Consider the following 12,199-nt stretch of genomic DNA (forward strand, 5'->3'; position numbering starts at 1 on the left):
TTTTTTAATTTGGCCTTACGAATTGTTTTATTAGCCCTTTTGCACGTCATTTCCGTTGGACCAACCGGTGCACAATACAATAATGATGTATTTTTCGACTACATCAAAGCCCCTGGAACACTCCTTAACAATTCTGTGAATGATATCGTACAGGACCAAACCGGACTGATATGGTTCTGTAGCAATGACGGACTACACAGGTATGATGGATATGAAATAATCACCTATCACTATAAGAGAAAAGAAAAAGACTACGCCCTTAATAATCAGATCAATGGCCTTTATATCACCAATGACAGCACTATATTTCTTGCTACTGAGCATTCAGGGCTACTCAAATTCAACCCGCTAACGCAGGAGTTTGTAAGTATACCGTTTGAAGGTGAGCCCATATCCAGGATCAGGGAAGTAATATCTGATGGCAAAGATGTGTTATGGTTGAATTGCGGCTTTAAAGGGTTATATTTTTTAGACAAGAAGCAAAACAAGGTCGTAAAAAAAACAGACTTACCAGTCAACAAACTTACCCTTGACGATGCCAAAAAGCTCTATATAAGTACCAACTACCTCATCGGACAAGTGACCGGCAACACCTTTCTTCCTCATACGGAGCTGCCACGAACAGCCGGCAACATCATCACGGCTTTGGAATATATTGATGGTGAGGTTTGGATCGGCACTAGCAATAACGGGGTGTATGTACGAAAGAACCAGCAGCTTGTAAATTTGGACTTCGATCGCCCCAACACAGCAGCCATAACAGGATTTCTGAAAGATAAGTCCGGAAATATCTGGATAACAACACGTGGGGGACTATACCTCAAATCAGGCAACCAGATCAGGGGCTTCTATAAAGAATATTATGTAGAGAAAACATTGTCCAATGATCATTGTCTCACCTCAATGATGGATAAGTCGGGCATGATTTGGATAGGCACAGCAACCGGGATCAGCACCTATGATAAATATAAAAGTCAGTTTAAGCATTTTATACACAAACCCTACGATGGAAATTCCCTCTCCGATAATATGATCAGGGGGTTGTATGAAGATTCTGATCAAAATATCTGGATATGCACTAATGACGAATATCTTAATCTGCTTGACAGCTCCAGAACTAAGATCAAACACATCAAGGTGAAAATAGATCAACAGCAACCGGTAATACCTTATAGTGTTTACCAGATCAACAAGCACCGCTTCCTCATTGGTACAAGCGCTGGCCTTTTAAACTATAATGCTGCAACGAATGAATTTTCAATGAACAGACACCTGACCCCGGAGATATTGGAAGGTGGGGCGGTAAGGCAGATAGTTCCTTTAAACAAGGAGAATCAGGTGCTGTGTATGGCGGGAGATAAGGTATTTGTACTTGACTTTAGAAGCGGGTATGTCGCCAGTATCACCAATTTAATTTTGGATAAGCGAACACCTATTGAAGGGTATATGCATAATAAGTTTAAGTCCATATATGTTTCAGAAGATGGAGAGGCATGGTTAGGGACCTATGGTGTTGTAGCGAGGTTATCCGACAATTTTGAAAAGATAGAATACTTTCCTTTTGAGAAATGGCAGGGCCACATGATCCTTTCTATGATCAAGCACAACGAATACCTATGGATCGGCACATACGATGGAGGACTGGTAAGGCTGGATCCGAAGACCGGTAATGTTAAGAAGTATATGACTGACGATGGGCTTGAAAATAATGTTGTCTATGCCACGATACCTGATGAACTGGGCAATTTATGGATCAGCTCCAACAATGGTGTATCGCAGTTTAACATTGCCAATGAGACCTTTATCAATTTCACCAAAGAAGATGGTTTACAAAACCAGGAGTTTAACAGATTGGCATTTTTAAAAACCGCCCGGGGAGAAATTGTATTCGGAGGGATCAATGGAGTTAATATCATTGATCCTGAAAGGATCAGTCAACATCCGTCAGTCGCAGATGCTAACCTCCTGGAGCTTGCGATCCTTAATGAACTGAATGCCGAAACAAAGATGCACCCAACGGTCAGCTTATTGGGTAAGGAAGAAATTACCCTGCCGTATGACCATAATTTCCTGCAGTTCAGGTATTTTGCTACTCACTTTGCCACTCCATCGAAAAACCAGTTTTATTATCAACTGGAAAACTATGACAAGAACTGGATCAATTCCGGCTACCAAAATACCGCAACGTATACCGGTTTAAAACCTGGCCGGTACGTATTTAAAGTAAAGGGGATAAATCCTGACGGCCTTGAAAGCCCAGAACATGCGTCTATCATTGTAAATATACGGGCTCCGTTTTGGATGACCTGGTGGTTTTATGTTACCATCATTCTCTTAGGCCTGGGGACTACGTTTGCGTTGATAAAGCGCAAAATGGAAAAAGATGCTAAACTCCAAAAGCACCTTGAAGGAGAAATCGCCAGACGAACGGACGAGCTGAAGAAATCAAAAGAAGAACTCAGCCAGCTCAACTCCAAAAAGGATTTTATTTTTAGTATTCTTTCGCACGACCTGCGCTCCCCGTTAACAACACTGGAAGGTTTTCTCGGGGTATTGATCAACAACTATGATTTTATGAATAGCGAGGAGATCAAGAAGCATGCTATCACTATCAAGAGTTCAGTGGCCAACTCCCTCGATCTCATTGATAACACGCTCTATTGGTCGCTGTCTCAGATGGGCAATATCACGCATGATCCTGTCAGTCTCAATCTCTCGGGCCTTTCCAAAACGGTTTTCAATCTGTACCAACTCACTGCCGAACGCAAAGGGATCTGTTTTCAACTAGAGGTGGAAAATGATATTTATATCGAAGCTGACGAAAACATGATCTACATAGTCATCAGGAACCTTGTTTCGAATGCCATCAAATTTACCGCCCCTTCAAAAAAGGTAGTGCTAAAGGTTTGGAAAAATACAGAACATGCCTTGGTATCAGTAATTGATGAAGGGGAAGGCATCCGTTCGGAAGATATGGAAAAGCTATTTGATCAAAGCCATACCCATCGGTCGAAGGGGACCTCGAACGAAAAGGGTACGGGATTGGGGTTAGTCCTATGTAAGAGATTTACAGAAATTAACGGAGGAAAACTCACTTTGAAAAGTAAGCACCGCAAAGGATCTACATTTACAGTGCAATTCCCACTTCAAGCCTCACTTTAGCAGCTACTACTTTCGGGCAAAGTGATTCCATCCCTGAGCGGTTATCTGAACTTCATTTTCACCCTTTGTAACCATTATATTTCCCTTTGACAGCTCCTGAACATAGCCGATAAAGTGAATATCCGGATGCTTTTTAAGTTTCTCCATATCATCCATTGATACTGTAAAAAGCAACTCATAATCTTCTCCACCATTCAGAGCGGCTGTGGTAGCATCTATGTGCAGTTCAAATGCTGTATCATACGTCTGCTTATCGATAGGCAGTTTATCTTCATATATCTTCATACCAACCCCTGAGTTGCTGCTTAGGTGCAACAGCTCAGATGCCAGGCCATCGGAAATATCGATCATTGAGGTAGGTACCACCTTCATTTCCGCCAGTTCATAAACCATTTCGGTCCTGGCCTCCGGCTTCAACTGTCGCTGAACGATATAGTCATATTTGTCGAGTTGTGGCTGCATATCCGGGTTGGCCAGGTATACCTGCTTCTCCCTCTCTAAAACCTGAAGGCCGATATAGGCCGCACCTAAGTCACCGGTAACACAAATTACATCCTTTACTTTGGCTCCCGAGCGCTTCACTACACGATCCTCACTGACCACACCTATGGCCGTTACTGAAATAACAAAGCCGCTGGCAGAGGACGTAGTATCTCCACCGATCAGGTCTATTTTATAATTATCACATGCAGCTTTCACTCCTTTATAAAACTCATCTATTGCCTCCACAGAAAATCTATTGCTCAGCCCAATGTTGACAGTGATTTGTTTGGGAATGGCATTCATGGCCGCCAGGTCAGAGATATTTACTGCTACAGCCTTATAGCCAAGGTGCTGTAGAGGCATGAAAGCCAGGTCAAAATGGATGCCTTCAAGAAGCATATCGGAGGTAATTACTGTTTGAAGGCCTCCATTGTCAATCACAGCAGCATCATCACCAATCCCCAGTTTTGTTTCTGTATTGAGAGGCACAAAATCCTTAGCAATCCTGTTTATCAGTCCAAACTCTCCAAGGGTACTGATCTCTGTTCTTTTCTTTTCCATAGTTAATTTTATGCAATTCATCGGTCATAAATGCAACTCACCTTACAAAGATGCACCTAAACCTATTGTTAGTGATACAGCAGGTTACAAAGATAGGTAAACCATGTATGAATATATGTATACAACATAACCAAGAGGCATGAAGGTAATTTTGAAATTTGTGAGTTTGTTGATTGTTGGCGTTTTACTTTTAACGGCATGTGGCCCAAGACCACAATATAAAACCAGGGTAGGCAAAAAGAAACTTAAGCACTATAACTCGATCCAGTACGGACAAACAGAGCCTAAAACATTTAAAAGTTTCAAGCGCCAGAAGTAATACCATCAAGGCTTAAATAGTGCATAGCGAATTGAAGTTCCTACCGTATCTCCTGGCACAATTCGATCAACACTCCGTTGGTTGTTTTAGGATGCAGAAAACAAATCAGTTTGTTATCAGCGCCTTTTTTAGGCTCTTTGTTTAACAAGGTAAAGCCCTCTTCCTCCAAGCGTCTCATTTCTGCATGAATATCCGCCACTTCATAGGCTATGTGATGTAGGCCCTCACCTTTCTTCTCAATAAATTTAGCAATAGGCGAATCAGGATGGGTGGCCTGTAGCAGTTCTATTTTAGTTTCCCCGATAGAGAAAAAAGAGGTATTGACATGCTCAGATGCCACTTCTTCTATTTTATAATGAACTCGTCCAAACAACTTTTCAAAAAGACCGTTAGACTGTTCTAAGTCCTTTACGGCAATACCAATATGTTCAACTTTAAGCATGGGTTCATATTTTAGTTATTGTCGGTCAATTGACTAACTTTGCTCCAAAAATTGAAACTTTTTAATTTTGGAGAAAGTTTTAAGTTAAATTTATTCTCAGACTGAATTGTTTTTAATGGATACTTCGAGCGACATTCATGTGACTGCAGCACGGGTTCAGGAAGAAATCAAAGATCATCTAGGCTTAAGGAGTAATGATCTCGTGTTTGAATATAGAAATATAGAAGGAAAAATAAAGTTGGACCTGATCACCATTAATCCAAGGCACAACCAATCTTTTCTTTTTCACTCTGTAATTGGCTCCGATAAGGTGGATGCGCTCAATAAAATGCTGGATTATGTTGAGCATTATAAAGAAAAAGAAAGCTCATATACCATCCAATGGATAGCTAAGGGCAATAATAAGGAGCTGCACACTTCTTATTTTCGGGCCAGCAGCATATATGATGCTTTAGATAAATTATATTATGGTCGTGATTCGAACACGATCACCGTATTTAGTGTAGTATTAAATCCGGTAGCTTAAATTTGCAACTATGATCAGTGTAACAGAAAAAGCAAAAAACAGAATAGTAGAGTTACGTTCGAAAGAAGGTAAAGCAGACGATCACAATATCAGAGTACTTGTTCAGGGCGGAGGTTGCTCAGGATTGATGTATGATCTTAAGTTTGATTCTACAATTGAAGATTCTGATGAGATCTTTGAAGATAAAGGCATAAAAATATTAGTTGATAAAAAGAGCCTCCTTTATTTATTAGGCACTACGCTTGATTTTTCAGACGGGCTCAACGGAAAAGGCTTTCAATTTATCAACCCTAATGCCACAAGAACATGTGGATGTGGGGAGAGCTTTGCTGTTTAAAAAAGACTGGATCAATTCAAGAAACAGAGACCACAGGGAGATAATCTCTGTGGTCTTTGTATTAACTAAGAAGGGAGAATGGAAAACAGCTAACCATCTACCACTGCTATACATTTCAACTCAATGGCGATAGGGGTGGGCAGGGCATTTACTTCCACTGTTGTTCTACATGGCTGGTTATCTTTAAAATACCGGGCATATACCTCATTATAAGTCTTGAAATCGTCCTGCATATTCGTCAGGAATACGGTAACGTCCACCAACTTATCCCAGCTTGACCCCGAAGCCTCCAGCACATGTCTTACATTTTCGAATACCGAATGGCACTGAGCTTCAATATCATAGGCGGCAATATTACCCAGATGGTCCAGCGTGACACCCGGTATTTCCTTGCTTCCCCGCTTCCTGGGACCTACACCGGATAAAAACAAAAGGTTGCCAACCCTGCGGGCATGTGGATATAAGCCTACCGGTTCAGGCGCTTTATCAGAATTAAGTATCTCTTTTTTATCACTCATTTTCACTTGGTACTTTGTTTGAATATTTGATAATACGACTAAATTAAGAAAAACAATGTTTGTAACTATTTTAACTATTATATATTCAGCAATAGCCTTATTTATCATGGTAAGGTTCGCCAGAGAAAAGGCCCCAAAACTGGCAAAATGGATAAATACAAAAATATTCAGACCCTGTCAGAGCGTATATTTATCGAGCCGCAACTGGAAAAAAGATGATACGGAAGAAGAGCAGATAGCTGAGCTCCGAACAGAGATCAAAGCGTAAAACTTCTCCGTGACCGGGGAAAATTATCCTCAAATTTCTGGTTGCTGGTTGTGGGCTTCGGTCAGCTTGAAGCTTGCTGCTCAAAGCTTGATGTTTGATGTTTGATGTTTTTCTAGTTTCTCAGTTCACAGTTTCTGGTTCCTTGTTTCTTGAGGCTGGAGGCTTGTTGCTGCTTTGACTTGATGATTGATATTTTGCTTGAAGCTCAAAGCTTGCGGCTATCCGTGCTTCTTACTTCCGGCTTCTTTTTGCCTACTAATATGTGTTTGACGTTTAGAGTTTCAGCTTTGACTTAAGGTTCCACTTGTCTACTGCCGACTTCGATATTTTTCCACCGTCCCAACGGGTTTAACCCCGGGCCATCAGGTCCTCTATCTCATCAGCCTCAATAGGGATGTTTTGCATCAGGTCAAATAAGCCATCATCAGTGATCACAACATTATTTTCAAGTCGAATACCCAGGTTTTCTTCCCGAATATAAATACCGGGCTCAACAGTAAACACCATACCCGGCTGCATTTTTTCGTAAATATTTCCCACATCATGCACATCCAACCCCAGATGGTGGGAAGTGCCATGCATAAAATACTTACGATAGGCCGGATTATCGGAATTTTGATTCTTGATGTCTGTTTTATCAAGTAACTTGAGTCCCAGCAGTTCACTCTCCATCACCTTGCCTACTTCTTTATGATATTCGGGAATGGTGTTTCCCGGGGTCAGCATCTTCATAGCCTCACGCTGCACGCGTAAGACTGCGTTATACACATCTTTCTGCCTTTTGGCAAACTTACCACCGACAGGGATGGAGCGGGTCATGTCTGCATTGTAGTTGGCGTATTCGGCTCCTACGTCCATCAATAATATTTCTCCGTCTTTGCATGCACGGCTATTTTCTATATAGTGAAGCACACAAGCGTTAAACCCTGAAGCTACAATTGGGGTATAGGCAAAGCCCCTGGATCGGTTTCTGATAAACTCATGGATGTACTCGGCTTCAACTTCATATTCCATTACGCCCGGTTTCACAAACTCGAGCACCCTTCGAAAGCCCTTTTCAGTAATATCACAAGCTATTTGCAATGCCTCCACTTCCTGAGCCGACTTTATAGCCCGTAAACCATGCATCACGGGAGCAATACGTTCATATTTATGTAACGGATACTTCTCCCTGCACCATTTAATGAATCGCATATCTCTTGTCTCTACCTCTGCGTCCGCCCTGATATGTTCATTTGTATTCAGGTAAACATGCTCGGCCTCGGCCATCAGTATATTAAAAGTGCTGTTAAACTGAGACAACCAGTAAATACTACCGATCCCTGAGATTTGGAAAGCTTCCTCTTTAGTATACTTATGCCCCTCCCAAATGGCTATATTTTCATTGGTTCCTTTGAGAAAGAGTACTTCACGGAGCTTTTTATCATGAAAATCAGGATAGACCACCAATATGCTCTCCTCCTGATCAATACCGGAAAGATAATACAAGTCGTTGTTCTGCCTGAAAGGCATGGTACCATCAGCATTTGTAGGAAGTATATCATTGGAATTAAATAATACCAACGAATTAGGTTTCAACTCCTTGACTAATCGCCTTCTGTTTTCAATATAGAGTTCCTTTCCTAATGGACTGTATTTCATGTGCATGCAATTTAATTTCAACGATCACATGGAATAGTCAAAGTTCAGGCGTTTGGTCCTGTTCAACCGTACTTTCTTTGTTTATTCATTTATGTCGGTTGGTTCCTCATGACTATTTCATCTGTATATATTTAGTATTGAGATATTAGTATTGAGTATTGAGATAATCTGAAGACCAAAGTACATCACTGAAGACTCTCGACTATTACTCACCCCGTTTTTGCTACTTCTTATCATTCATCCCGACCTGCTATGACTTTGCTTTATGGTCATTTCATAGCAGGTAAAACTTTTGACGTTTAAAATGTGTAGTTTTAATAGATGAAGAAATTCTTACTCAATATAGCGCTTATTCTGCTTTTTTGCACCACTTCCGTTGCGCAACAAAAATACTGGATATATTTTAACGACAAAACAAAAACAGATTACACGGCTGAAGGAGATTATTATGACCGGGCGATAAATCAGGTTTTCCTGGATAGCCTGCAGCAATTAAACCTGCATGTAATACAGAAGTCAAAATGGCTTAATGCTGTAACGGCATTGCTAACCGAAGAGCAACAACTTGCACTCAATCATCTGGGGTTTGTCAAAAAAATATCTCCGGTCAGGCGAGAGATCAGGGTTCTTTCTGTTTATAAGAAGACGTATGATACTAATCTGGCTCTAAAGCAGATCAATGCGGATACACTTATTAACCTTGGACTCTCTGGAAAAGGTATTAAGATAGGTCTGATAGATGGTGGCTTTTTAAGGGCCGATGAGGATGACCGGCTAAAGCCAATTATTGATAGCGGCAGGTTACTGGCCTATAGAAACTTCATAGAAAAAGACATTCAGGATCCTTTTACGGGCACAAAGAAACACGATGATGATCACGGCACTGCTGTGTGGGCATTAACAGGCGGGTACGACAGGAGTTCCAATAAATACCATGGTCTAGCGTCTCAATCCGATTATTACCTGGCGCGAACGGACCAGGGAGACAAAGAATACCGAGGAGAAGAAGACCATTGGATAGCAGCACTGGAATGGATGCATGATCAGGGAGTAAAGCTGGTAAACTCTTCACTTGGCTACTCCAATGGTTATGATGATCCCCTGGAAAACTATACCCCACAGGATGTCGATGGTCAGACTTCGGCAATAACACAAGCTGCTACCATTGCTGCCCTGAAGAAGGACATGATCCTGGTTATTTCAGCAGGAAATGACGGGATTAATGATTTTGAGATCATCTCGATACCGGCTGATGCGGAAGGTATTCTTTCTGTGGGAGCTACCGGTTTTTCAACGTGGAGGAAACAGCATTATAGCTCCACAGGCCCGGAAGGCCTTCCTTATATTAAACCAGAGATTTCCTGTTATTCGTCATATGGTACTTCTTTTTCCGCCCCGATCATCACCGGGCTTATAGCCGGCATCTTACAAGCTGCGCCTGATCTTTCAGGCCGGGAAGTTGTGGATCTGATCAAACAATCGGGACATTTATACAGATACCCCAACAACTATGTTGGTTATGGCGTACCTGATGCCAGGCGAGTGCTTGGGTTATTAGGAGGGCACAAAAGCCATGTGCCAACCGAACAAGTTCTCGCCATATCTCACAAAGTAACGCTACCTCTAACGGGTAATAATATTGTCGCTTTTCACAAAAAAGACCAGCACCACGTTATTGCTCAGCAAACCATTAAGACAGGCAAAAACAATATTGAGGTCACTCGCCCGGCAAATGCTGTGTATACCACAGTAGCCAGCCCGGAAAAAGTGTATGAGATAATATGGCCGTGAGTTTTCAGTTCTGAGTTTTCAGTTCTGAGTTCCCAGTTCCCAGTTTACAGTTTCTGGTTTCTGGTTTCCTGTTTCTGGTTTCTGGTTTGTCGTTTAGTTTTCGGTGCTCAGTTTCTCAGTTATTCGTACCTCCACTCTTGCCATTGAGGTGATTGTGGTGACACCAATCCATAAGGATGATCTGAAGAACTGAGAACTAAACTAGCCTAGTTCAGACAATTCAAGCCACCTCATTTCCCTTTCATCAATTGCTTCTTCTGTCTTTTTTAGAGCTCCGGCCCATTCACTCAGCTTCGTATGGTCCTGTTCACCGGAATTGAGATGTTCAAGCAATTCCGCTTTTTTCTTTGCCAGCTCGTCCAGTTCTACTTCCAGAGACTCAAATTCCCGCTTTTCCTTATATGACATCTTGCGCTGACCTTCTACCTTCACCTTCTCTACCTTTGGCTGAACAGTTTTTGATTGCTCAACTTTTTGTGCATCCTGTGCCCGTATATGCTCACGATATACAGAGTAGTTACCCGTGAAGTCCTGCACTGCTTTTCCTTCGTCAAATACAAAAAGGTGATCGACCAGGCGGTCCATAAAGTACCTGTCGTGAGATACTATGATCAGACACCCCTGAAATTGGCTTAAGAAATCTTCCAGTGTTCTTAAAGTGATCAGGTCAAGATCATTAGTAGGCTCATCCAGAATGAGGAAATTCGGATTCTGCACCAGCACACACAGCAGTTGAAGCCTCCTTTTTTCACCCCCACTCAGGTTATCGACATAATCGTACTGAGCCGGAGGGGAAAAATTGAACATGCTAAGAAATTTTGATGCTGTTATAGTCTTACCATCCGACAGGGTGATTACTTCAGCTATACTTTGAACTACATCTATTACTTTCTGCCCCGCTTTAAACTCCGGCTCTCTTTGGCGGTAGTATCCCATCACTATGGTATCGCCTTTTACCACCTCACCGGTATCAGGTTTTATCTGACCTGTCAGTACGTTTAGAAAGGTAGATTTCCCTGTCCCGTTTTTCCCTACTATCCCCAGCCGCTCCCCTTTTTTGAAAGTGTATGAAAAATTCTCGAACAGCACCTTGTCACCATATGATTTGGAGATAGCCTCCACCTCAAGTATCTTGCCTCCCTGCCGCCTGGTTTTGATGTCTAATTCAAGTGACTGCTTCTCAAAATTCTGGTGTGCCTTTTCTTTTACTTCCTGAAACGCATCAATACGGTATTTTGCTTTAGTACCGCGAGCTTTGGGCTGCCTGCGGATCCATTCAAGCTCTTTATTGTAAAGGTTTTTGGCTTTCTCTTTTTCAGCAAGTTGTTGCTGTTCCCGTTCCGCTTTCTTTTCCAAAAAATAAGAGTAATTACCTGAGTATTTGAAGATCTGAAACTGATCCAGCTCGATGATCTCGTTGGTGACACTTTCTAAAAAAAAGCGGTCGTGCGTTACCATTATTATTGCCATCTGGCTTTGAGACAGGTAATCTTCCAGCCACTCAATAGCATCCAGGTCCAGGTGGTTGGTAGGTTCATCAAGTATGACAAGATCTGGTTTTTCTATCAGCGTCTTTGCCAGGCCAACTCGTTTTTTTTGCCCCCCTGAAAGCTCTGCTATCGGTTGTTGGTGATCATCAATCCCAAGCTTCCCGAGTATCTCCTTTACCTGCCCTTCGTAATTCCAGGCATCTAACTCATCCATTCGGGAGATCAGGGTGGTCATCTTTTCAGCCACCTTTGCATCCTTTTGTGCTTCCGCAAGGCATTTTTCGTATGCTTTAACCAATACCGGCACCTCATCATCACTGTCAAGCACGGCTTCCAATACACTTTGGCCAGGGGCGAAATCAGGTTGCTGCCCGAGGTATGTCAGCTTGATATCATTCGCCACCACCACTTCTCCGGAATCCGGGGTGTCTAGTCCGGCCAGTATTTTCAGCAATGTAGATTTACCACTGCCATTTACACCTACCAACGCTATCTTTTGTCCCTGATCAATACCAAAGGAAATGTCTTTAAAAAGCACCCGTGCCCCATATGCCTTAGACACTCTGTCTACCGATAAATAGTTCATAGCACAAAGCTAATGAAATTGCTTTGCCTTTAGATGAGGTCCTCAAAAGTTTTGATCTCGCTCGGGCTTGCCGGA

The 12,199-nt window shown here is 42.1% G+C and carries 10 protein-coding genes; 5 read left to right on the forward strand and 5 right to left on the reverse strand.

Going from position 1 to position 12,199, the window contains the following annotated elements:
- Positions 1-9 precede the first annotated feature (9 nt).
- Positions 10-3,162, forward strand: a complete 3,153-nt coding sequence (locus C900_RS20570) for a ligand-binding sensor domain-containing protein (RefSeq protein WP_009582125.1) — start codon at positions 10-12, stop codon at positions 3,160-3,162.
- A gap of 6 nt (positions 3,163-3,168) precedes the next feature.
- Here C900_RS20570 and thiL read toward each other — a convergent pair whose 3' ends face one another.
- A complete protein-coding gene (gene thiL / locus C900_RS20575) occupies positions 3,169-4,206 on the reverse strand; it encodes a thiamine-phosphate kinase (protein ID WP_009582128.1) in 1,038 nt (345 codons plus the stop codon).
- 359 nt (positions 4,207-4,565) lie between these two features.
- On the reverse strand, positions 4,566-4,967 hold the full coding sequence (gene mce / locus C900_RS20580) for a methylmalonyl-CoA epimerase (protein ID WP_009582131.1): 402 nt from the start codon (positions 4,965-4,967) through the stop codon (positions 4,566-4,568).
- 115 nt (positions 4,968-5,082) lie between these two features.
- On the opposite strand from mce, the gene C900_RS20585 reads away from it, so the two are divergent.
- Both C900_RS20585 and C900_RS20590 read left to right on the forward strand, forming a co-directional pair.
- Positions 5,083-5,493, forward strand: a complete 411-nt coding sequence (locus tag C900_RS20585) for a hypothetical protein (RefSeq protein ID WP_040497202.1) — start codon at positions 5,083-5,085, stop codon at positions 5,491-5,493.
- 10 nt (positions 5,494-5,503) lie between these two features.
- A complete protein-coding gene (locus C900_RS20590; RefSeq protein ID WP_009582135.1) occupies positions 5,504-5,830 on the forward strand; it encodes a HesB/IscA family protein in 327 nt (108 codons plus the stop codon).
- An 89-nt stretch (positions 5,831-5,919) separates the two neighbouring features.
- On the opposite strand, the gene C900_RS20595 is transcribed toward C900_RS20590, so the two are convergent.
- The gene (locus C900_RS20595) at positions 5,920-6,348 is read right to left on the reverse strand and encodes a RidA family protein (protein WP_040497203.1); all 429 of its coding nucleotides are present in this window, start codon (positions 6,346-6,348) and stop codon (positions 5,920-5,922) included.
- Between the two features lie 55 nt (positions 6,349-6,403).
- On the opposite strand from C900_RS20595, the gene C900_RS20600 reads away from it, so the two are divergent.
- Positions 6,404-6,616, forward strand: a complete 213-nt coding sequence (locus C900_RS20600; RefSeq protein WP_040497204.1) for a hypothetical protein — start codon at positions 6,404-6,406, stop codon at positions 6,614-6,616.
- A 348-nt stretch (positions 6,617-6,964) separates the two neighbouring features.
- Here the strand turns inward: C900_RS20600 and C900_RS20605 are convergent, their stop codons facing one another.
- The gene (locus C900_RS20605) at positions 6,965-8,257 is read right to left on the reverse strand and encodes an aminopeptidase P family protein (protein ID WP_009582138.1); all 1,293 of its coding nucleotides are present in this window, start codon (positions 8,255-8,257) and stop codon (positions 6,965-6,967) included.
- A 321-nt stretch (positions 8,258-8,578) separates the two neighbouring features.
- Between C900_RS20605 and C900_RS20610 the strand changes: the two genes are divergently transcribed.
- Positions 8,579-10,048: a S8 family serine peptidase gene (locus C900_RS20610; RefSeq protein WP_009582139.1), complete on the forward strand. Its 1,470-nt coding sequence runs from the start codon at positions 8,579-8,581 to the stop codon at positions 10,046-10,048.
- A gap of 201 nt (positions 10,049-10,249) precedes the next feature.
- Here C900_RS20610 and C900_RS20615 read toward each other — a convergent pair whose 3' ends face one another.
- Positions 10,250-12,124, reverse strand: a complete 1,875-nt coding sequence (locus tag C900_RS20615; protein ID WP_009582140.1) for an ABC-F family ATP-binding cassette domain-containing protein — start codon at positions 12,122-12,124, stop codon at positions 10,250-10,252.
- Positions 12,125-12,199: the final 75 nt, after the last annotated feature.

Source organism: Fulvivirga imtechensis AK7 (genome assembly GCF_000331535.1).
Lineage (GTDB): Bacteria > Bacteroidota > Bacteroidia > Cytophagales > Cyclobacteriaceae > Fulvivirga > Fulvivirga imtechensis.